Here is a 20380-nt window from a genome sequence, read left to right as displayed (position 1 = left end):
TCAGCGAAGGGCCGCGACCGCGCCGAGCACCTGGAAGTGCTCGACGATCGGTCCCAGCGCCATCGCGGGGAAGAATTGCAGGCCGCCCAGGATCAGGATCACCCCGATCAGGAGGCCGACGAACAGGCCGCCGTCAGTCGGCAGCGTGCCGGCGGTCGGAGCCAGCTTGGGCTTGGCGGCCAGGGCGCCGGCGATGGCCAGGACGGCCACGATCGGCAGGAAACGGCCGCAGGCCATGGCGATCGCTAGGGTGACGTCCCACCAGGGGGCGTTGGCGGTCAGGCCGGCGAAGGCCGAACCGTTGTTGGCCGTGCCCGAGACATAGGCGTAGAGGATCTCCGACAGGCCGTGCGGCCCTGAGTGCATCAGGCCCTTCAGCGCCTCGGGCAGCACGGCGGCCAGCGCCGAGAAGCCCAGCATCGACAGCGGGATGATCACAACTGCCAGGATCGAGAACTGGATCTCGCGGGCCTCGATCTTCTTGCCCAGATACTCCGGGGTGCGGCCGACCATCAGGCCGGCGACGAACACCGACAGAAGGGCCATGACGACCATGATGGCGATGCCTGAGCCGATGCCGCCCGGCAGGATCTCGCCCAGCTGCATCAGAAACATCGCGATGCCGCCGCCCAGGGGCATCAGGCTAGAATGCATGCCGTTGACCGAGCCGTTCGAGGCGCCAGTCGTGGCGGCGACCCAGGCGGCGGTGGCGGGCGCGCCGAAGCGGACCTCCTTGCCTTCCATGTTCACCGTCGTGTCGACCTTGGCCGCGACCTGGGCCGGAGCCGGTTGGGTCTCGGTGGCGTAGACGCCCGCCGCGCCGGCGAACAGCAGCACGAAGGCGGCCATGACCAGGGCGTGGACGTCCTTCTTGGCCAGGACCATGCGGCCGAAGGCGAAGAAGGCGGCCCAGCCTAGGGTGTTGATCGAGACGGCCGTGATCAGGTTGGTCAGCGGCGTGGGGTTCTCGAACGGGTGGGCCGAGTTGGCGTTGAAGATGCCGCCGCCGTTGATGCCCAGCATCTTGATGGCTTCCTGCGAAGCCACGGCATACAGCGAGATCTTCTGGTCGGCGCCTTCCAGGGTGTGGGCGGTGACGCCGGCAGCCAGCGTCTGCGGGATACCCAGGGCGACCAGCAGCACGGCGACGACGAACGACAGCGGCAGCAGCACGTAGAGCGTGGTGCGGATCAGGTCGGCCCAGAAGTTGCCGACGCCCTCGCCGCGATTGGCGATGAACGCCCGCGCCAGGGCCGCGGCCACGGTCGCGCCGGTGGCGGCCGAGACGAAGTTCTGCACGGTCAGCACGACCATCTGGCTGAGCGTCGACATGGTCGTCTCGCCCGCATAGCTCTGCCAGTTGGTGTTGGTGACGAAGCTGATCGCCGTGTTGAACGACAGGTGCCCCGACAGGCCGGCAAAGCCTTGCGGGTTCATCGGCAGCACGCCCTGCAGGCGCAGCACCGCGTAGGTGATGACAAAGCCGATCAGGTTGAAGGCCAGCAGCGCCAGAGCATAGGCGTGCCAGCTCTGGCTCTTCTTCGGATCGACGCCGCAGGCGGTGTAGAACAGGGCCTCGACCGGACGCATGATCGGATCGAGGAAGGTGCGCTCGCCATTCCAGACGCGCGACATGAAAACGCCCAGCGGCCAGCCCACGGCGACCGCCAGGCTAAGGGTCAGGGCGATCTCCGCCCATCCTTGCCAGTTCATTTGAGGAATTCCGTCAGAACTTGTCGGGTCGCATCATCGCGGCGACCATGTAGCCGGCGACCACGATGGCCCCAGCCGCCCACAGCAGGTTCACGAGCATGGTCACACGCGCCTCAGCGCGGCGACGAATGCGCCGAACAGGGCGAACAGGCCCAAGGCCAGCGCCCCGTAGATAAGATCAGCCATAACGGCCTCCTTTGGTGTCGGAGGCCACAGACCATTTGTGGGCGTAAGGGCTCTATGTCGAAGCTGAGCCGCCGCATAAGGGCGGCATAAAGATCGTCAGCTTAAGCTGCGACGCGAGCGTCCAGCTTGGCCAGCTTGACCATGATGCGGTCCAGCGTGGAGCGCTTCACCGGCTTGCCGTCGCGCAGCTTGGTCCAGGTGGTCTCGCTGATGGCGTAGCAGTCGAACAGGTGCTCGCGCGTCACGGCGGGCAGCCGCGCTCGCAGGCTCAGGAAGACTTCTCGGGAAACGGTGACGGTTTCGGCCATGGTAAGTCTGGTCAGTGACGCACGGGAAAGTGACTCTAGCGCGTCCCTATGACGGTGTTGTTGGGCAAGCTTATTTCAACGCTGTTACGTACAGCCAAGTTTTCGACAAACTTGGGCGAACTTGCGATCAAGGCTAACATTCGCCTGTCTCGCTGGTTCCTTGTCACGACGATCGGCCGGCGACTTTCCGTCACTCGGCGGACCTAAAGCGTAAAGCGCATCCCATCATAGGCCGCCTCGACGCCGGGCGGTAGCCTCGTGGTCAGGGCGTTGTAGTCCAGGTCGATATGCAGGTTGGTCAGGATGGCGCGGCGGGGCTTGGCCTTGGCGATCCATTCCAGCGCCAATTCCACGTGGGCATGGGTCGGATGCGGCGTCCAGCGCAGGGCGTCGACGATCCAGACGTCCAGATCGGCCAGGTCCGCCCAGCTGCCGTCGGGGATCGCCCGCACGTCCGGCGTATAGGCCACGCCGCCGAAGCGGTAGCCGACCGCGCGTATCTCGCCGTGGTCGACATCGAAGGTGTGGACCGGGATCGACCCGCTGGGACCGTCGATCGCGAAGTCCTCGCCCAGCGGCGGGATCAGACGCGGCTCCAGGATCGCCGGATAACCGCCGCGCGTCTTGAAGATGTACTCGAAACGGGTCAGCAGGCCGTCGTGCGTAGCCTGGTCCATCCATGTCGGGATGCGCTGGCGCTGATTGAGGAAGAACGGCCGCAGATCGTCGATGCCGTGGGCCTGGTCAGCGTGGTCGTGGGTGAACAGCGCCGCGTCGACGCGCTTCACCCCAGCCGTGGCGGTCTGCAAGCGCAGGTCGGGCGAGGTGTCGACCACGACCGTGGTCTCGTGCTGAGCCCCCTGCCCCAGCCGCCGGACCAGCAGCGAACAGCGCGAGCGGTGGTTCTTGGGCTCCGCCGGATCGCAGTCACCCCAATTGCCGTCGGCGCGCGGAACGCCGCCGGAGGAGCCGGAGCCCAGGATCGTGAACTCCAGCGGTCCGGTCATGGACGGGGGATCCGGTCGAACAGGTTGAAGAAGGCGTCCTCGGTCCGCTGTTCGGTTTCGGCCCGGCTCCAGCCGCGAATCTCGGCCAGCTTGTCGTAGATATGCGGCAGATATGACGGCTCGTTACGGCGTCCGCGCATCGGCACCGGGGCAAGGTACGGACAGTCGGTCTCGACGATGATCCGGTCGGCCGGCATGTCGCGGATCACGGCCCGCACGTCCTCGGCCTGTTTGAAGGTGGCGATGCCCGAGACCGAGAACCAGGCGCCCAGGGCCGCGGCCCGCGCGGCCAGCTCGGCGCCGCTGGTGTAGCAGTGCATCAGGATCTTGAAGGCCCCGGCCGCGTGCTCCTCCTCGAGGATCTGGCCCATGACCTCGTCGGCCTCGCGGGTGTGAAGCACCAGCGGCAGGCCGCTCTCGCGCGCGGCGATGCAGTGCTGGCGGAACACCTTGGCCTGCACGTCGCGCGGCGACAGGTCGTAGTGGAAGTCCAGGCCGCACTCGCCGATGCCGATGACGCGCGGACGCTGGGCCAGCTCGACTAGGCGGGCGGCGGTCAGGTCCGGATCTTCCTTGGACTCGTGCGGGTGGGTGCCGACCGTGCACCAGATATCCGGCTCGGCCATGGCGATGGCGTGCACGGCCTCGAACGCGCTGACCTTGTCACAGATGGTGACCATCAGGGCGATGCCGGCCTCTCGGGCGCGGGCGATGACGGCGTCCTTGTCCTCGGCGAACTGGGGCGCGTGCAGATTTACGTGGCTGTCGATGAGCATGCCGCTCAAATCGCCGTCTTGGCCGCCGCGCGCAAGTCCGAGATGACGCTCCAGAAGGCGTCGGCGCGATCCAGGTTCACCGCTTCGACCTCGCCGAAGACGCGGGACAGCCGCTCCCAAGCCGCCGCCCAGCGGTCCAGGCCCGGCGATTGTTTGCCGTCAGCGGCCACCTGAGTGGCGAAGATTCGTACCTGGTCGGCCAGGCGATCCATCAGGAGCTCGAAGCGCGCCATGCCCTCCGCGCCTCGGAAGGTGTCGGCCATGGCCAGCAAGGCGCCCTCGTCGATCTTGGGCAAACCGCGCAGGATGTCGTTGGCCGCGTCGTCCATTTCGATGGCCTTGGCGGCGGCCAGCTGCAGCGCCTTGCCCGGCGCGCCATGGGCCATGCGAGCCAGGCGCTCGGCATCGCGGCCCGAGACATCGGCCATGCGTTCGACCATCTCGGCGGCGGCCGGCACGCCCGGCGCGGGCACGGCCAGGCGGCGGCAGCGCGAGCGGATGGTCGGCAGCAACTTGCCCGGCGCATGGCTGATCAGCAGGATCACCCCGCGCGGCGGCGGCTCCTCCAGCGTCTTCAGCACGGCGTTGGCGGCGTTGACGTTGAGGTCGTCGGCAGCGTCGATGATCGCCACGCGGTAAGGCGAGATCGCCGGCGTCGTGGAGAAGAACTCCGGCAGCAGGCGGGCCTCGTCGACCGGGATCGACTTGCGCGCCTTGCCGTCGTCGGTCAGGCGCTCCAGCACCATCAGGTCGGGATGCGAGCGGGCGGCGACCTGGCGGCTGACCACATCGGACGGCGCCGCGCCCAAGAGGCCCAGGCCCGGCTCAGGCCGCGCGCCCAGCAGGCGGCGCGCCATGCGGTAGGCCAGGGTCGCCTTGCCCACGCCCTCGGGACCGGTCAGCAGCCAGGCATGATGCAGCCGGCCGCGCTCCAGGGCGTCGATGAACGCGGCCTCGGCGGCGGACTGCCCGTCCAGCTGGTAGACATCGCGGGGATGGGCGGGCATCGCCTAGAGATCCAGTCGCTGGGCGACCGCCTCGGCGATGGCGGCGGTTACGGCGTCGATCTCGGCGTCGGCATTGATCACCACGCAGCGCTCGGGCTCCTGGCGAGCGATCTCCAGATAGCCGGCGCGCAGGCGCTGGTGGAAGTCGAGGCCTTTGGACTCGAACCGCGCCGCGCCGCCGCGAGCTTCGGCGCGTTGCAGGCCAATCTCGGCTGGCAGGTCCAAGATCAGGGTCAGCACCGGAACCGTGCCGTTCAGCACGTGCTCTTCCAGCGAGGCGATCAGGCTGGCCGGCGCATCGCCGCCCGCGCCCTGATAGGCCCGGGTGGAATCGGCGAAGCGGTCGCACAGCACGACCTTGCCCTCAGCGAGAGCCGGACGGATCACTCGCTCCACGTGGTCGCGGCGCGAGGCGTACATCAGGAGGGTCTCGGTCACGGGCGACCAGCGATCGGCCGAGCCGTTGACCAAGAGGTCGCGGATGGATTCGGCGCCGGGGCTGCCGCCCGGTTCGCGCGTGACGACGACGTCATGGCCGGCCGCTTGCAGCCGCTCGGCCAGACGGCGGATCTGGGTGGACTTTCCAGCCCCCTCGCCGCCTTCGAAACTGATGAAAGAACCCTGGGTCACCGGTCTCCATTCGACCGGTTTCCAAGCTGTGTCTAGGGCCGAAGAACCGTCGCGCCCTGATAGCCCAGCGACTCCACGCGATCGCGCAGGCTCCAGGCCGAGCTCTCGTCCTGGCCGGCGGTCACGGTGACGCGATAAAGCGTGCCGTTGGCCCGCTCGATGGTGTCGATCGACGCGCGGCCGGCGCTGGCCAGCTGGCGCACGGCCTTCTCGGCATTCTCGCGGCTGGAGAACGAACCGGCCTGGACGCGGAAGGCCGACCTGGCCGAGGCGTAGATAGGATCGGGCGGATTGATCTGCGGAGCCGACTGCATGATCGGCGCGCCGGTCTGCGCCCAATCGGGCTCGGGACGCGACGGCAGCACCTGCACACGCTGCGGCGGTTCCTTGATGTCGTCGAAGCTGCGCGGCGCGTTTCGCACCGGCGCCGGCGGCGGGGTCGAAGCACGAGCGTACTGACGTTGCGCGTCGAAGACGCTCTTGGACGCCGGGCCGACATATTTCACGCGGACCCGGGCCACGCCCTGGCGATAGTAGCCCAGCTGTTGGGCGGCGGCCTTGGACAGATCGATGACGCGATCGCCGACGAACGGCCCGCGGTCGTTGACCCGCACGATCATCTTCTGGCCGGTGTCGAGGTTAGTGACCTCGACCAGGCTGGGCAGCGGCAGGGTCTTATGCGCCGCCGACGGGATGTTCATGTCGAACAGCTCGCCGTTGGCCGTGCGGCGGTTATGGAACTGGTCGCCGTACCACGAGCCGACGCCCACCACGTTGTAGTCCGGATCGGCCTTCGGATAGTACCAGATGCCGTTGATCTGATAGGGCTTCTCGGTGCCGCGCAGCGGCTTGCCGTCCTTGCCGACCGTCGAGCCGGCGCGCGGCGCGGAACCTCGCGTGGTGTCGTTGCGAGCCGTGGCCGTATAGCCGGCCTTGCCGGTCTGGTACTTTGGCGTGGCGCAGGCGGCCAGGCTCAGGGCCGCGACGGCCATGAGGCCGATCGTGCGCAAGGTCCGCCAAGCCTGATCGATACGCTGGTTCATTCCGCTCAAGTGTCCAGACGGGCCCACACCCCTTCCGAGTCCACATCGTCACTCGTTTGTTTTGAAGTCTGGTTAAGGAGCTGGAGCGCTGATATAGCCGCCTGCTCCGGACAGGTGGCCGAGTGGTTTAAGGCAGCGGTCTTGAAAACCGCCGTAGGTGGAAGCCTACCGTGGGTTCGAATCCCACCCTGTCCGCCACACTTTCGAAATCCCGAAAAACCCTTTCAGGACAAGCATGTCGGCGACTTCCACCGCGCTCTATGGCCAGGCCGATCACGACCTGGCGCCGTCCGCGCCGGACGCCGTTCAGCTGTCGCCGTTCATCGTCGGGTCGACGGATCTGGCCTCGGTGGCGGACGAATCCTTTAACGCCGTGACCGTTCGCGCGCCTGCCGGAGCGGTGGAGCGACGATTTGTCCTCGCCCAAGCATTGAGAATTCTGGCGCCCGGCGGCCGGCTCACCGCCTTCGCCCCCAAGGATCGGGGCGGTCTGCGCCTGAAGAAGGAACTCCAGGCCCTGGGTTGCGAGGTCGGCGAGAGCGCTCGGCGTCACAACCGCATCTGCCTGGTCGTCCGTCCGGCGCAGATCACCGGCCTGAAGGAAGCCCTGGCCTCGGGCGCGCCGCGCCGGATTAGCGACGATGGCCTCTGGACCCAGCCCGGCGTGTTCAGCTGGGACCGCCTCGACGCTGGCACCAACGCCCTGCTGCAGGTCCTGCCGCCGTTCGCCGGCGTCGGCGCCGACTTCGGCGCGGGCATCGGCATCCTGGCGCTGAACGTCCTGGCCTCGCCCAAGGTGACCAAGCTGACCCTGGTCGAGCTGGACCGTCGGGCCGTCGAGGTTTCCAGGCGCAACGTCACCGATCCGCGCGCCGAGTTCGTTTGGGGCGATGTCCGCCATGATCTGGGCGGCCTGAAGGATCTGGACTTCATCGTCAGCAACCCGCCGTTCCACGAGGGCGGCGGCGAGGACAAGACGCTGGGCCAGGCCTTCATCAGCTCGGCCGCCGCCAGCTTGCGCAAAGGCGGGACCTTGTGGATCGTCGCCAACCGCCATCTGCCGTACGAGGCGATCCTGGGCGAGAGCTTCGCCAAGGTCCGCCTGGTCGCCGAAGGCGGTGGGTACAAGGTGTTCGAGGCCCGCAAGTAATGGCCAAGGCGCTGATGGCCCGCCTGGACCGGCTGCTGGCCAATCTGGGCTATGGCAGCCGCAAGGACGTCCAGGCCCTGGTCGCCGCCGGCAAGGTGGTGCTGGACGGCAAGGTCCTTAAGGACGCCGGAGCTCGCATCGCCGTCGACGCGACCCTGCCCGAGCGCATGACGATCCGGGGTGTCGCCATCGATCCGCCCGCGCCGCTGGTGCTGCTGATGCACAAGCCACTGGGCGTGACCTGCTCGCACAAGGAAGACGGCCAGAAGATCTACGATCTGCTGCCGCGCCGCTGGCAGATCCGGGATCCGGGCCTGTCCACGGTCGGACGCCTGGACAAGGAGACCAGCGGCCTGATCCTGATCACCGACGACGGCGACTTCCTGCACCGGGTGATCTCGCCCAAGCGCCATGTGCCGAAGACGTATCTGGCGACGCTGGACCGGCCGCTCAACGGCTCCGAGGGCGAAATCTTCGCCGCCGGGACGCTGATGCTGGACGGCGAGGAAAAGCCGCTGCTGCCGGCCGAGCTGGACGTCGTTAACGACAAGACCGCCCGGCTGACGATCACCGAGGGCCGTTACCATCAGGTGCGCCGCATGTTCGCGGCCGTCGGCAATCACGTGGTCACGCTGCACCGCGAGCGGATCGGTGGGCTCACCCTGCCTGCCGACCTGGAGCCGGGTCAGCATCGCATCCTGCCGGCCGCCGAGGCGGAGACGGTGTTCGATGTCTGAGCCGATCCTCGTCGACGCCCGCGGCCATCACTGCCCGGTCCCGACCCTGAAGCTGCGCAAGGCCCATGAGGCCGCCGCGCCGGGCGCCGAGCTCGTTCTGCTGGCCACGGATCCGATGGCCCGGATCGACGTGCCGCACTTCGCCGGTCAGATCGGCGCGCAGGTCCTGGAGGTCACCGACCAGGACGCCGGCGTCATCCGTTTTCGTATTCGGAAGACGCTTTAAGCGGGATCGCCCGCGGGCCTTCCAGCAGGGCGCGCGGCCGCTCGTCCAGCGCGATCTCGACCTCGGTGGCCAGGGCGCCGCCGAAGAAGATCGCGTTCACGCTCCAGGACAGCCAGATCAGGAAGATGATCACGGCCGAGATCGAGCCATAGGTCGCGCCCAGGTGGACGATCTTCTCGACATAGAAGGCGCTGGCCCACGACATGAACACGCACAGGGCCGCCGCCGCGACGCCGCCGGAGATCGAGGCCCGCCAGCCGACCGGCTCGCGCGACATGGCGTAGCGGTAGACCAGGCTCATGCCGACCACGATGCCGAAGCTGGCCCAGGTCCATTCCGACTGGATCCAGGACACGCCGGCCAGCGGCCGCAGGTCCAGGGCCGTGCCCAGCAGGCGCAAGGTCAGGAAGATGCCCGACATGAAGAACAGCAGGCCGAACGCGGCGATCAGCACGAACAGCGCCATCAGGTTGAACCCGACGAAGCCGCGCTGGTCTTCCTCGTCGTGGATGAACGACAGCCCCGCCAGCAGCGCCTTGAAGCCACGATGGGCGGCATAGGCGCCGACGATCAGCACCACGGCGCTCTGCAGCGAGATGGTCTGGCCCGGCGCGTGGGCCAGGCGCGAGAACTCGTCCTGGAACATCGAGCGGGCGCCGGAGGGAATCAGTTCGGCCAGCTTGGTCGCCTGGCGCGCGGCGGTCTCGGGCGTCAGGAAGAAGCTGTAGAGGCCGATCAGAATCGCCAGGCCCGGGAACACGGCCAGCAGGGCGAAGAACGAGACGCCGCCCACGTACAGCATGACGTCGCGGCCCCACAGGCGCGACAGGGCCAGCCCCAGCACGCGCAGGATTTCGCGGGCCCAGTGGATCGGATCGAGGTCGAGGTCGCGCCAGCGGATATGATGCTGCGGGTCTTGCATCCGGCGGACCATGGCGATGCGGGGACCCAGAGTCAAAGACGCGCCGCTTGGGAAAAGCGACGCGCCTCCGCAGGATGTACCTGTGAACCGATCGCCACATCGAGGGACGGATGGCGCAGCGACCGGTCGACACCCGCAACCTAGGACCCGCCGCCTGAACCCAATCTGAACGAAGTCGTCAGGTGTCAGAGGGCGCCATTTTCCTTCAAGCCGGCGATCGCCTCGGCCGAGAAACCCCAGTCGGCCAGGGCGTCGTCGTTGTTCGCGCCGATCTTCGGCGGCGGTCCCTGGATGACGCCTGGCGTGGCCGAGAAACGCGGCGCCGGCGCCGGCTGCATCACCCCGGCCACCTCGACGAAGGTTTCGCGGGCGGCGTTGTGAGCGTGCTTGGGCGCCTCGTCCATGGAAAGGACCGGCGCGAAGCAGACGTCGGTGGCGTCCATGATCGCGCACCACGCGTCTCGGCTCTTCTGCTTGATCACAGCCGCCAGCTTCTGGCGAAGCTCCGGCCACTCCTCGCGGCTCATCTGGTGCTGGAACTGCGGGTCGGTGATGCCGGTCTTTTCCAGCAGCAGCAGGTAGAACTGCGGCTCGATCGAGCCGATCGAGATCCACTTGCCGTCGGCGCACTCGTAGGTGTCGTAGAAGTGCGCCCCGCCATCCAGCAGGTTGGTCCGCCGTCCCTCGTTCCACATGCCGCCGGCCTTGAAGCCGTAGAACATGGCCATCAGCGAGGCCGCGCCGTCGCTCATGGCGCAGTCGATCACCTGGCCTTGGCCGGTGGATCGCGCATGGATCACCCCGGCCAGCAGACCAAAGGCCAGGTACAGCGCCCCGCCCCCGAAGTCGCCGACCAGGTTCAGCGGCGGCACCGGCTTGTCCGAGGTCCCGATGGCGTCCAGCGCCCCGGTGATGGCGATGTAGTTCATGTCGTGGCCGGCGGCCTTGGCATAGGGGCCCGTCTGGCCCCAGCCGGTCATGCGGCCATAGACCAGCTTGGGATTGCGGGCCAGCGCCGCGTCCGGCCCCAGTCCCAGCCGCTCCATGACCCCTGGTCGGAAGCCCTCGATCAGGCCGTCGGCCTGTTCCAGCAGCTTCAGGCAGGTCTCGATGGCTTCGGGGTGCTTCAGATCCAGCGCCACCGAACGCCGCCCCCGCGCCGTGACATCGGCCGGCGAGCCCCTGCCCTGGCCCTTGCGGTCGATGCGCACGACGTCCGCGCCCAGGTCCGACAGCAGCATCCCGCAGAACGGTCCCGGACCGATGCCGGCGAACTCGACGATCTTCAGTCCCGAAAGCGGCCCCTGGCCCATGACGCGTCTCCCTTTCGGCGCTCTTTCGACACCGGTTTCGGCCACTAGAACGACCCTGACGTTCGGTCAGGCAAGCCCTTACGGATTCATCCCCTGCCTGCGGCGTTCCGTACCTTTGACGTCGCAACGCCTCTGCTATGTTGCAGCGTCGAATCTCAGGGTCGGTTGTGGGACTGGCCACACGGGGTTTCGGGCGGAGGTTGTTTTGGCGGTTGACGCCCGGATCCTGATCGTGGCGCGCGACGACGTTCGCGCCGGACCGCTGGCCGAAGGGCTGGACCGGCTGGGCTGGCGCACGATCACCGCGCGCGGTCCCTACGCCGCCCTCGCCGCGCTTGGCGATCTGCCGATCGAAGCCGTCATCGTCGACCTGGCCAGCGCCGGTCCCGAGACCCAGACCTTGGCCCGCCGCCTCAAGGCCGCCGTCGCCCCGCGCCGCCTGCCCGTCATCGCCATCGGCGATCCGGACGGCGACTATCGCAACCAGGCCTTCGACCTGACCCTGTCGCCGCCGCTGCATCCGTCCCAGGCCGCCCTGCGCCTGGAAAGCCTGGTGCGCACCGCCATCGCCGAGGAAGAGTTCGAGCTGCGTCTCGAGACCTTCGGCGAGCGCGGCCGTCGCCTGGACCTGCCGGAAAACGCCGAGACGCCGTTCCGCATCCTGGCCGTGGGCGAACCGGCTCCGCAGTTCCTGGCCCTGGCCAACGCCCTGCAAGGCAGCGGCGCCGAGGTGGTCGGCGCCTTCACCGCCTACACGGCCTTCGACTATCTGCACGAGCGGGCCTTCGACTCGGTGGTCCTGTGGGCCGGCGACAGCCAGCAGGAAGCCCTGTCGATCGCGGCCGGCATGCGCCGCAACACCCGCCTCTTCCACATCCCGGCCCTGCTGTACCTGAAGGCCGAGAGCTATGTGACCATGTCCGAGGCGTTCCATCGCGGCGTGTCCGACGTGGCCTCGCCCGAGACGCCCGAAACCGAAACCGCCATGCGAGTCATGGAGCTTGCCCGCAGCTTCCGCCGCGGCGAGTCCATCCGCGGCGCTCTGGAAAAGGCCCGCAGCTCGGGCTTGATGGACGCCGCCACCGGCCTCTTCACCCGCGACCTATTCGCCGCCCACCTGGCGCGCCTGGCCAAGGCCGCCGCCGAGCGCGCCCGGCCGCTGTCGATCTGCGTCCTGCGCATCGCCGACAAGCCCGAAACCGTCTGGGCTCGCCAGAACGGCTGGCTGGACCGCGCCATTCCGCAGATCGGCTCGATGGTCGGCCGCCTGGTCCGCGTCGAGGACACCCCGGCCCGCCTGGCCACCGAGGTCTTCGCCCTGGCCCTGCCGGCGACCAACCAGAACGCCGCCCGCGCCGCCGCCGAGCGGATCGCCGCCGTGATCGGCTGCACGGCCTTCGACGCCGGTGAGGACCGTCCGCCGTTCGTCTGCGAGTTCGACATCGGCGTGGCCGAGGTCCAGCGCGGCGAAGGCGCGGTCAAGGCCCTGGAACGCGCCGCCGCCAGCGCCCTCAAGCGCGACGCCGGCTAAGCTTCACGCTTGGGCGCCGTAGCGGCAGCCCCTATATGGAACACGTCCTGTAGCGGACATCGTTCGTAGGAGTGCGCCGTGGCCCAGCAACTGATCGTCGACGTCGTCGCCGACGTGGTCTGCCCCTGGTGCTATCTGGGCTGGCGCCGCCTGAAGTCGGCCGTGGCCCTGCGCCCCGATGTCGAGGCTCAGCTGATCTGGCGCCCCTACCAGCTGGATCCGACGCTTCCCGAGGAAGGCGTCGACCGCAAGGCCTACATGGCCAACAAGTTCAAGGATCCCGAGAAACTCAAGGCCGTGCACGCGGCCCTGGTCGAGGGCGGCTCCGAGGAAGGCATCAAGTTCGACTTCGAGGCCATCGCCCTGTCGCCCAACACCAACGCCGCCCATCGCCTGATCCGCTGGGCCCTGACGACGCGCGTCCAGGACCAGGTCGTCGAAGCCTTGTTCAAGGCCTATTTCGAGCAGGGCCTCGACATCGGCGACCCCGTCGTGCTGGCCGACATCGCTGAAGCGGCGGGCATGGAGCGGACCGTGGTGCTGCAACTGCTCTCCGAAGGCGCCGACAAGGAGGCCGTGGCCCGCGAGCACGCCATGGCCGTCCAGGGCGGCGTGACCGGCGTGCCGTTCGCCATCTTCGCCGGCAAGGTCGCCGTGGTCGGCGCAGAGACGCCGGAACGCATCGTCCAGGCGATCGATCAGGCGCTGGCGAGCTAAATTTCGCTCCGCCCTTGCTTTTTGCACTGCAACAAGCGCATAAGACTTCTCGTGAGCCCCCTTCCGTCGCGGAGGGGGCTATTTTCGTTGGAATTTGACCAATAAGCGGTCCGAGGGAAGCCTAGAGCTTCAACAGGGGCCCGATTTGGTCATTGGCGCGAGCCGCGCGTGTTTGTGTGCGCGGCCGCAGATGTGAACTGGACCCATATGCCCTTCCCCGCCTCCCACCCCGCTCTTGAGCGGGCTCTTGCCGCTCAAGGTTACGCCGAGCCCACCCCCGTCCAGGCCGCCGTTCTGGCCGCCGACGCCGCCGATCGCGACCTGCTGGTCTCGGCTCAAACAGGCTCGGGCAAGACCGTCGCCTTCGGCCTGGCCGCCGCCCCGACCCTGCTGGGCGAGGCCGAGACCTTCGAGCGCGCCGCCGAGCCGCTGTGCCTGGTCATCGCCCCGACCCGCGAACTGGCCATGCAGGTCAATCGCGAGCTGACCTGGCTCTATGCAGAAGCCAAAGCCGTGGTCGTCAACTGCGTGGGCGGCATGGACGCCCGTCGTGAACAGCGCGCCCTGAACTACGGCGCCCACATCGTCGTCGGCACCCCCGGCCGTCTGCGCGACCACATCGAGCGCGGTCACCTGGACCTGTCCAAGCTGCAAGTCGCCGTCCTCGACGAGGCCGACGAGATGCTGGACATGGGCTTCCGCGAGGACCTGGAATTCATCCTGGACGCCGCGCAGCCCGAGCGCCGCACCCTGCTGTTCTCGGCCACCCTGGCCCGTGACATCGTCGAACTGGCCAAGCGCTATCAGAACGACGCCCTGCGCATCGACACCATCGGCCGCAACGAGCCGCACCGCGATATCGAATATCGCGCCGTGCGCGTGGCCCCCAACGAGGTCGAGCACGCCGTCGTCAACCTGCTGCGCTTCTTCGAAGCCCCCGGCGCCCTGGTGTTCGCCAACACCCGCGAGAGCGTCCGCAGCCTGCACGCCAAGCTGCGCGAGCGCGGCTTCGCCGTCGTCGGCTTGTCGGGCGAACTGAGCCAGCGTGAACGCGCCGACGCCCTGCAAGCCCTGCGCGACGGCCACGCCCGCGTCTGCGTCGCCACCGACGTCGCCGCCCGCGGCCTAGACCTGCCCGACCTGGGCCTGGTCATTCACGCCGAACTGCCGATCAACAAGGCGACCCTGCTGCACCGTTCGGGCCGCACCGGCCGGGCCGGCAAGAAGGGCGTCAGCGCCCTGGTCGTGCCCTATACCCGTCGCCGCAAGGCCGAGCAGCTGCTGTTCGCCGCCGGCGTCGAGGCCGACTGGGGCGGCGCTCCCAGCGCCGACTCGATCCGCGAGAAGGACCAGGAGCGCCTGCTCGAGGATCCGATCTTCGCCGAAGTCTCGACCGAAGAGGACATCGCCCTGGCCGAGGCCATGCTGGCCAAGCGCACGCCGGTCGAGATCGCCGCCGCGCTGATCCGCACTCGCCGCGCCAAGCTGCCGTCGCCGGAAGACATCTATGACGATCCGCGCCACGGCGCCGATCCGGGTCCGCGCCTGCGCACCGGTGAGCCGGGCGAGCGCCCCGTGCGCGAGCCGCGCGCGGACATGGAAGGCTCGGAATGGTTCCGCATCAGCGTGGGCCGTCGCGGCAATGCCGACCCCAAGTGGCTGATCCCGATGATCTGCCGCCTGGGTCACATCACCAAGAAAGACATCGGCTCGATCCGGATCTTCGACTACGACACCAAGTTCGAGATCTCGGCCGAGGCGTCCGTGAAGTTCGGCGCGGCGGTCCAGACGACGGTGCGTGAAGACGTCTCGATCACCCCGACCACGGCCCCGGCCGCTCGCGAAGCCGGTCCGCGTCGTGAATTCACCCCGCGTCCTCCGCGTGGCGACAACGACGGTCCGCGCGAGTACAAGCCGCGCCCGCCGCGTGAAGATCGCGATGGTCCGCGTTCGCCGCGCGCCAACGCTCCGGGCTCGCGCGATCATACGCCGCGTCCGAGCTTCGGCGACGACGGATTCAGCAATGCCAAGCCCTATGCGCGTGGCGAAGAGCCCAAGGCCGACTACAAGCCGCGCCGCGCCCCGCGCGACAACGACGCGCCGCGTCCGTACTCGCCGCAGGACTCCGAGGGCGCTCCCAAGCGCGCCTTCAAGCCGCGCCACGAGGCCGGCGCCGATGCGCCGCGTGAGTACAAACCCCGCGCCCCGCGTGCGGATGGCGACGCGCCCAAGAAGCCTTTCAAGAAGAGCTTCGCCGACAACGCCGCCGGCCCGAAGCCTTACGCGAAGCCCTATGCCGGCAAGCGTGACGACGCGGGTCCGGGCAAGCCGTTCAAGGGTCCCAAGCCCTTCAAGAAGAGCTTCGACGCCAAGCCCGGCGGCAAGCCGGCCGGTAAGCCGTTCAAGAAGAAGTAGATGACGAAGAGCCCCTCCCTCACCGGAGGGGCTTTTTTCTTAGGCGCTCTGGCCTGCGCTCCAGCCCGAAGCCCAGGCCCACTGGAAATTATAGCCGCCCAGCCAGCCGGTGACGTCGACCACCTCGCCGATGAAGAACAGGCCCGGGACGGCCTTGACCTCCAGGGTGCGGGAGTCGAGCGCATCGGTGTCGACCCCGCCCAGGGTCACTTCCGCCGTGCGGTAGCCTTCCGAGCCGACCGGCTTGAAGGTCCAGGCGTTGACCGCGGCGGCCAGCGGGCCCAGCACTTTGTCCGAGCAGTCGGCGATATTGCCCTTGCCGGGCGCTTCCTCGTCGGCGATCAGCTGGGCCACCCGCCTGGGGACCAGGGTCGAGAGCACCGTCGCCACCGCCTGACGCGGCGTGGCGGTGCGGGCCGCCTTCAGCGCCGCCAGGGCGTCGACGCCGGGCACCATGTCTACCCGAATCTCGTCGCCCTCGCGCCAGTAGGACGAGATCTGAAGGATCGAGGGGCCCGACAGGCCTCGGTGGGTGAACAGCATGCCTTCGCGGAACTTGGTCTTGCCGTGGGCGACCACGGCATCCAGGGCCACGCCCGACAGCGGCGTCAGGCGCGCCAGCATGCCGGCCTCGAAGGTCAGCGGCACGAGCGCCGGCCGCGTCTCGATGATGTTCAGCCCGAACTGCTTGGCGATGTCGTAGCCCAGACCGGTCGCGCCCATCTTCGGGATCGACTTGCCGCCGCTGGCCACGACCAGCGAGGCGCACTGGACCTTGCCGGACGATAGCGAGACCTCGAAGCCGGCCTCGGTCTTGGCGACCTTCTCGACGCCGGTCTCCAGCCGCAGCTGGACGCCGGCGGCCTTCATCTCGGTCAGCAGCATGGTGATGATCTGCATGGCCGAGCCGTTGCAGAAGAGCTGGCCCAGGGCCTTCTCGTGGTAGGCGATGCCGTACCGCTCGACCAGGGCGATGAAGTCCTTGGGGCGATAGCGACGCAGGGCCGACAGCGCGAACTTCGAGTTGGCCGACAGGAAGTTATGGATCGACGCGCCGGTGTTGGTGAAGTTGCACCGCCCGCCGCCGCTGATGCGGATCTTCTCGCCCGGGGCCTTGGCGTGGTCGATCACCAGCACCGAGCGCCCGCGCTTGCCGGCCTCGATGGCGCACATCATGCCGGCCGCGCCCGCGCCGATCACCAGGACGTCGAAGTTTTCCAAGGTCTTCCCGCTACTTGCTCCGGCCTCTTCGACCGGAGCAAGCCGAGGAAGTCAATCAGCCCGCGCGACGATAGCCCGGGCGCGAGGCGACCTGCGGGCGTTGGGCCGCCTGGCTGACCTTGAAGCGGCCGACCATCTGGACGAGACCGCCGATGTCGTTCTTCAGCGAATGGCTGACAGCCGTGGCCTGCTCGACCATGGCGGCGTTCTGCTGCACGCCCTGGTCCATCTGGTTGACGGCAGTGTTGACCTCGTTGAGGCCGCGCGCCTGTTCCTGGGCCGAGCCGGCCAGTTCCGACACCAGGGCGTCGATCTCGCCGACCTTCAGCACGATGCCGTCCAGGGCCTCGCCGGTCTGGCCGACCAGGCGCACGCCTTCATCGACCTGAGCCGTCGAGGCGCTGATCAGGCCCTTGATCTCCTTGGCCGCCTCGGCCGAGCGCTGGGCCAGGGCCCGCACTTCCTGGGCGACGACCGCGAAGCCTTTACCGCTTTCGCCGGCGCGAGCCGCTTCCACGCCCGCGTTCAGGGCCAGCAGATTGGTCTGGAAGGCGATCTCGTCGATGACGCCGACGATGTTGCCGATCTTGGCCGAGGACTGCTCGATGCCGTTCATGGCCGCCACGGCGCCGCGCACGACCTCGCCGGACTTCTCGGCGTCCGTACGGGTCGAGGTGACGACGCGGCTGGCTTCGCCGGCGCCCTGCGAGGCCCGGCGGACGGTGGCGGTGATCTCGTCGAGGGCGGCGGCGGTCTCTTCCAGGCTGGCGGCCTGCTGCTCGCTGCGGCGGGCGGTGTTGTCGGCGGCGGCGGCGATCTCGTCGGCGCTGGAGCCTACGGTCCCGACCACGCCGACAATGCCGCTCATGGCCTCGTCCAGCTGGACGATGGCGCCGTTGAAGTCGTTGCGGATAGCCTCGTAGCCCGCGGGGAAGGCGTCGTTGATACGCACGGTCAGGTCGCCGTTCGACAGGCGCGACAGGGCGCCGGCCAGACGTTCCATGACGAAGGCCTGTTCGCGCGCGGCGGTCGACGAGACCTGCTCGTTGCGCGTCCGCTCGCTCTCGCTGGCGGCCGAGATCCGGGCCTGCTCGGCTTCCGACGAGCGCAGGGCCACGGCGTTGTCCTTAAACACCTGGACGGCGCGAGCCATCAGGCCGACCTCGTCCTTGCGGCCGGCGCCGACCACGTCGACGTCCAGCTGGCCGGCGGCGAGATCCGTCATGCTGCGCGACAGCGAGCGCACCGGGCGCGAAATCTTGTACGAGCCGATATAGAGCGCGAAACCCATGCCACAGGCGGCCGCGCCCAGGCCGAACAGCAGGGTCAGCCACGAGCCGGCGGCGGCCGACTTGCTGGCGCTGGCGACCATGGCCGCCGTTTCCTTGTTGTAGACGTCGCCCCAAGCCTTGCCTTCCTTGGCCATGGCGTCGATGGCCGGATCGACCTTGGTCAGGCCCGCCACGGCGCCGGCGTCGTCGTTCTTCAAGGCCAGGTCGGCGGCCGAGCGGGCGTCGGCATAGGCCGCGTCCAGCTTGGCCTTCATGCCGGCGGTGTAGTCGGCGGTCTTGGGATCGGCGGCGGTGATCTTGTCGAGGCTCTCGACACCCTCGGCATAGACCTTGTCCATTTCCTGGGAGGCGGCGTTGGCCTGCTCGGAGGCGCCCTCATAGGTCGCCGTGCGGTGGGCCGCATAGCCCATCATGCTGATCCGACGCAGGAAGCGGGCCGACTGCACCTCGGCCGGCGAGCGGTGCTTAACCAGCACCTCGGTCGCCGCGTCGGCGCGCTTCTGCTGCCACACGCCCAGACCGGCGCAGGCCACGGTGGCGACAGCCAGCACCAGGGCCGGCAGCAGGACCTTGGACGAGACCTTCAGATCGTCGAGCTTCACAGCGTTCCCCCAAATACACAGGACGCCCCAACACTGCGTCCAATCGAGTTTTCGCGCTTCGGCGACACCGGTGTCAGACGAATCGTCGTTCTCCGGTTCAATTGGCCTGAACAGTCGTCCGCCGACCGTAAATGAGCGCTTAACCCGGTCATCGCGCTTGACCTTCCCGAGGGAGGCGTTACGACGCACGCCCCTCCCCGTTCCGACCATATCGAGCCATCCCATGACGGCCCCTCTTGCGCCGACCATTGGCGTCGACTTCGGCACCACCAACACCGTCGTCTCGCTGACGCACGGCGACGACAACGCGCGCCTGGTCCGCTTCTCGATCGACAATCGCGACCTGTTCGCCTTCCGCTCGGCGCTCAGCTTCCACAGCGTGCAAGGCGTCGGTGGCGCGGCCAACGAACGTGTGGTCGAGGCCGGCCCGTGGGCCATCGAGTCCTATCTGGAAGATCCGCTGGAGACGCGCTTCATCCAGTCGTTCAAGACCTTCGCCGCCTCGCAGGCCTTTACCGAGACGCGGATCCTGAACAAGCGCTATCTGTTCGAGGACCTGCTGGCGGCCTTCCTGCTGCGCTTGAAGGAGCACGCCGCCGGCCAGCTGGACCAGCTTCCCCCGCGCATCATCGTCGGTCGCCCGGTGACTTTCGCTGGCAGCTCGCCCAACGAGACCCTGGCTCTGACCCGCTATGAAGAGGCCTTCAAGCGCCTGGGTTTCGAGGACATCCGCTACGCCTACGAGCCCGTCGGAGCGGCCTTCTTCTTCGCCCGACAGCTGAAGCAGGACGCCACCGTGCTGGTCGCCGACTTCGGCGGCGGCACGTCCGACTTCTCGCTCGTGCGGTTCGAACGCGACGCCGACGGCACGTTGCGCTCGACGCCGCTGTCGCGCTCGGGCGTCGGCATCGCCGGCGACGCCTTCGACTACCGGATCATCGACCAGCTGGTCTCGCCCGAGCTGGGCAAGGGCTCGGAATACAAGTCGTTCTCCAACGCCCTGCCGATCCCGCAGCGCTACTACGCCGCCTTCGCCCGCTGGGACCAGCTGGCCCTGCTGCGCGCCTCCAAGGACATGCGCGACATCCGCGCCCTGGAGCGCACGGCCCTGGAGCCTGAGAAGATCTCCGCCTTGATCGAGGTGCTGGACGGCAACCACGGCTACGCCCTGTACAAGTCGGTCTCGGCGCTGAAAGAGGCGCTGTCGGCCCAGACGGAGGCGACCTTCCACTTCCACGCCGGCTCGGTCGAGATCGAAAAGACCGTCCAGCGCAGCGAATTCGAGAGCTGGATCAACCCTGAACTGACCGCCATCGAGACCGCCGTCGGCGAGGCGCTGGACCGCGCGGGCCTGACCGAGGCCGGCGTCGACCGCGTCTTCCTGACCGGCGGCAGTTCGTTCGTGCCAGCCGTGCGCGAGATCTTCCTGCGTCGCTTCGGGGCGGAGAAGATCGAAAGCGGCGGTGAGTTCGAGTCCATCGCCTCGGGCCTGGCCCTGATCGGCCGCGAAGCGGACCTGGATCTCTGGACGATGCGGGCAAGCTAGCCAGTTCGCCGCATGGTCGTGCTGGCGACATTGCCCTA

The 20380-nt window shown here is 68.3% G+C and carries 18 protein-coding genes and 1 tRNA gene; 8 read left to right on the top strand and 11 right to left on the bottom strand.

Annotated features, from left to right (window positions below; genetic code table 11):
- The 7 genes from kdpA to J7528_RS11625 form a co-directional block, all read right to left on the bottom strand.
- Positions 1 to 1713: a potassium-transporting ATPase subunit KdpA gene (gene kdpA / locus J7528_RS11655; RefSeq protein ID WP_291874261.1), complete on the bottom strand. Its 1713-nt coding sequence runs from the start codon at positions 1711 to 1713 to the stop codon at positions 1 to 3.
- A gap of 287 nt (positions 1714 to 2000) precedes the next feature.
- Positions 2001 to 2207, bottom strand: coding sequence for a hypothetical protein (locus J7528_RS11650; RefSeq protein ID WP_291874259.1), 207 nt, complete (start codon positions 2205 to 2207; stop codon positions 2001 to 2003).
- A gap of 203 nt (positions 2208 to 2410) precedes the next feature.
- Complete coding sequence (locus tag J7528_RS11645; RefSeq protein WP_291874257.1) at positions 2411 to 3214, bottom strand: MBL fold metallo-hydrolase; 804 nt, start codon at positions 3212 to 3214, stop codon at positions 2411 to 2413.
- A complete protein-coding gene (locus J7528_RS11640; RefSeq protein WP_291874255.1) occupies positions 3211 to 3999 on the bottom strand; it encodes a TatD family hydrolase in 789 nt (262 codons plus the stop codon). The genes J7528_RS11645 and J7528_RS11640 overlap by 4 nt, the downstream gene beginning before the upstream one ends.
- Positions 3996 to 4997, bottom strand: a complete 1002-nt coding sequence (locus J7528_RS11635; protein ID WP_291874252.1) for a DNA polymerase III subunit delta' — start codon at positions 4995 to 4997, stop codon at positions 3996 to 3998. The genes J7528_RS11640 and J7528_RS11635 overlap by 4 nt, the downstream gene beginning before the upstream one ends.
- 3 nt (positions 4998 to 5000) lie before the next feature.
- Positions 5001 to 5627: a dTMP kinase gene (tmk, locus tag J7528_RS11630; RefSeq protein WP_291874251.1), complete on the bottom strand. Its 627-nt coding sequence runs from the start codon at positions 5625 to 5627 to the stop codon at positions 5001 to 5003.
- A gap of 32 nt (positions 5628 to 5659) precedes the next feature.
- Positions 5660 to 6670, bottom strand: a complete 1011-nt coding sequence (locus tag J7528_RS11625) for a septal ring lytic transglycosylase RlpA family protein (RefSeq protein ID WP_291874248.1) — start codon at positions 6668 to 6670, stop codon at positions 5660 to 5662.
- 108 nt (positions 6671 to 6778) lie between these two features.
- Between J7528_RS11625 and J7528_RS11620 the strand changes: the two genes are divergently transcribed.
- The 4 genes from J7528_RS11620 to J7528_RS11605 all read left to right on the top strand — a co-directional run bounded on the left by J7528_RS11620 (position 6779) and on the right by J7528_RS11605 (position 8783).
- A tRNA-Ser gene (locus J7528_RS11620) sits at positions 6779 to 6868 on the top strand.
- 37 nt (positions 6869 to 6905) lie between these two features.
- Positions 6906 to 7820, top strand: coding sequence for a class I SAM-dependent methyltransferase (locus tag J7528_RS11615; RefSeq protein ID WP_291874245.1), 915 nt, complete (start codon positions 6906 to 6908; stop codon positions 7818 to 7820).
- A complete protein-coding gene (locus tag J7528_RS11610) occupies positions 7820 to 8557 on the top strand; it encodes a pseudouridine synthase (RefSeq protein ID WP_291874242.1) in 738 nt (245 codons plus the stop codon). Before J7528_RS11615 ends, J7528_RS11610 begins: the two co-directional genes overlap by 1 nt.
- Positions 8550 to 8783: a sulfurtransferase TusA family protein gene (locus J7528_RS11605; RefSeq protein WP_291874240.1), complete on the top strand. Its 234-nt coding sequence runs from the start codon at positions 8550 to 8552 to the stop codon at positions 8781 to 8783. Before J7528_RS11610 ends, J7528_RS11605 begins: the two co-directional genes overlap by 8 nt.
- Here J7528_RS11605 and J7528_RS11600 read toward each other — a convergent pair.
- Both J7528_RS11600 and J7528_RS11595 read right to left on the bottom strand, forming a co-directional pair.
- Positions 8752 to 9717: a YihY/virulence factor BrkB family protein gene (locus J7528_RS11600; RefSeq protein ID WP_291874433.1), complete on the bottom strand. Its 966-nt coding sequence runs from the start codon at positions 9715 to 9717 to the stop codon at positions 8752 to 8754. The two genes, J7528_RS11605 and J7528_RS11600, sit on opposite strands and share 32 nt — an antisense overlap.
- A gap of 173 nt (positions 9718 to 9890) precedes the next feature.
- Positions 9891 to 11018 carry a CaiB/BaiF CoA-transferase family protein gene (locus J7528_RS11595; protein ID WP_291874238.1) on the bottom strand — a complete coding sequence of 376 codons (1128 nt, stop codon included), beginning with the start codon at positions 11016 to 11018 and terminating at the stop codon, positions 9891 to 9893.
- Positions 11019 to 11223: 205 nt separating this feature from the next.
- On the opposite strand from J7528_RS11595, the gene J7528_RS11590 reads away from it, so the two are divergent.
- From J7528_RS11590 to J7528_RS11580, 3 genes are all read left to right on the top strand, one after another.
- Positions 11224 to 12549 (top strand): PleD family two-component system response regulator, encoded by a 1326-nt coding sequence (locus J7528_RS11590; protein ID WP_291874236.1) that lies wholly within the window; start codon positions 11224 to 11226, stop codon positions 12547 to 12549.
- Between the two features lie 78 nt (positions 12550 to 12627).
- The gene (locus J7528_RS11585) at positions 12628 to 13266 is read left to right on the top strand and encodes a DsbA family protein (protein ID WP_291874234.1); all 639 of its coding nucleotides are present in this window, start codon (positions 12628 to 12630) and stop codon (positions 13264 to 13266) included.
- A 207-nt stretch (positions 13267 to 13473) separates the two neighbouring features.
- On the top strand, positions 13474 to 15681 hold the full coding sequence (locus J7528_RS11580) for a DEAD/DEAH box helicase (RefSeq protein ID WP_291874232.1): 2208 nt from the start codon (positions 13474 to 13476) through the stop codon (positions 15679 to 15681).
- 39 nt (positions 15682 to 15720) lie between these two features.
- On the opposite strand, the gene J7528_RS11575 is transcribed toward J7528_RS11580, so the two are convergent.
- Entirely contained in the window at positions 15721 to 16902 is a 1182-nt protein-coding gene (locus tag J7528_RS11575) for an NAD(P)/FAD-dependent oxidoreductase (RefSeq protein ID WP_291874230.1), read from the bottom strand.
- Positions 16903 to 16957: 55 nt separating this feature from the next.
- Positions 16958 to 18796, bottom strand: coding sequence for a methyl-accepting chemotaxis protein (locus J7528_RS11570; RefSeq protein WP_291874228.1), 1839 nt, complete (start codon positions 18794 to 18796; stop codon positions 16958 to 16960).
- A 223-nt stretch (positions 18797 to 19019) separates the two neighbouring features.
- On the opposite strand from J7528_RS11570, the gene J7528_RS11565 reads away from it, so the two are divergent.
- Positions 19020 to 20342 carry an Hsp70 family protein gene (locus J7528_RS11565; protein WP_291874226.1) on the top strand — a complete coding sequence of 441 codons (1323 nt, stop codon included), beginning with the start codon at positions 19020 to 19022 and terminating at the stop codon, positions 20340 to 20342.
- Positions 20343 to 20380: the final 38 nt, after the last annotated feature.

Origin of the sequence: Caulobacter sp., assembly GCF_017744445.1 — a bacterium.
Classification (GTDB): Bacteria; Pseudomonadota; Alphaproteobacteria; order Caulobacterales; family Caulobacteraceae; genus Caulobacter.
This window is presented reverse-complemented; position numbering and strand designations above follow the sequence as displayed.

What these genes read in the sequence shown, in the direction of transcription:
- kdpA (WP_291874261.1), bottom strand. Translation starts at nt 1,713, where the DNA reads ATGAACTGGCAAGGATGGGCGGAGATCGCCCTGACCCTTAGCCTGGCG.
- J7528_RS11650 (WP_291874259.1), bottom strand. Translation starts at nt 2,207, where the DNA reads ATGGCCGAAACCGTCACCGTTTCCCGAGAAGTCTTCCTGAGCCTGCGA.
- J7528_RS11645 (WP_291874257.1), bottom strand. Translation starts at nt 3,214, where the DNA reads ATGACCGGACCGCTGGAGTTCACGATCCTGGGCTCCGGCTCCTCCGGC.
- J7528_RS11635 (WP_291874252.1), bottom strand. Translation starts at nt 4,997, where the DNA reads ATGCCCGCCCATCCCCGCGATGTCTACCAGCTGGACGGGCAGTCCGCC.
- J7528_RS11625 (WP_291874248.1), bottom strand. Translation starts at nt 6,670, where the DNA reads ATGAACCAGCGTATCGATCAGGCTTGGCGGACCTTGCGCACGATCGGC.
- J7528_RS11615 (WP_291874245.1), top strand. Translation starts at nt 6,906, where the DNA reads ATGTCGGCGACTTCCACCGCGCTCTATGGCCAGGCCGATCACGACCTG.
- J7528_RS11610 (WP_291874242.1), top strand. Translation starts at nt 7,820, where the DNA reads ATGGCCAAGGCGCTGATGGCCCGCCTGGACCGGCTGCTGGCCAATCTG.
- J7528_RS11605 (WP_291874240.1), top strand. Translation starts at nt 8,550, where the DNA reads ATGTCTGAGCCGATCCTCGTCGACGCCCGCGGCCATCACTGCCCGGTC.
- J7528_RS11600 (WP_291874433.1), bottom strand. Translation starts at nt 9,717, where the DNA reads ATGGTCCGCCGGATGCAAGACCCGCAGCATCATATCCGCTGGCGCGAC.
- J7528_RS11595 (WP_291874238.1), bottom strand. Translation starts at nt 11,018, where the DNA reads ATGGGCCAGGGGCCGCTTTCGGGACTGAAGATCGTCGAGTTCGCCGGC.
- J7528_RS11580 (WP_291874232.1), top strand. Translation starts at nt 13,474, where the DNA reads ATGCCCTTCCCCGCCTCCCACCCCGCTCTTGAGCGGGCTCTTGCCGCT.
- J7528_RS11565 (WP_291874226.1), top strand. Translation starts at nt 19,020, where the DNA reads ATGACGGCCCCTCTTGCGCCGACCATTGGCGTCGACTTCGGCACCACC.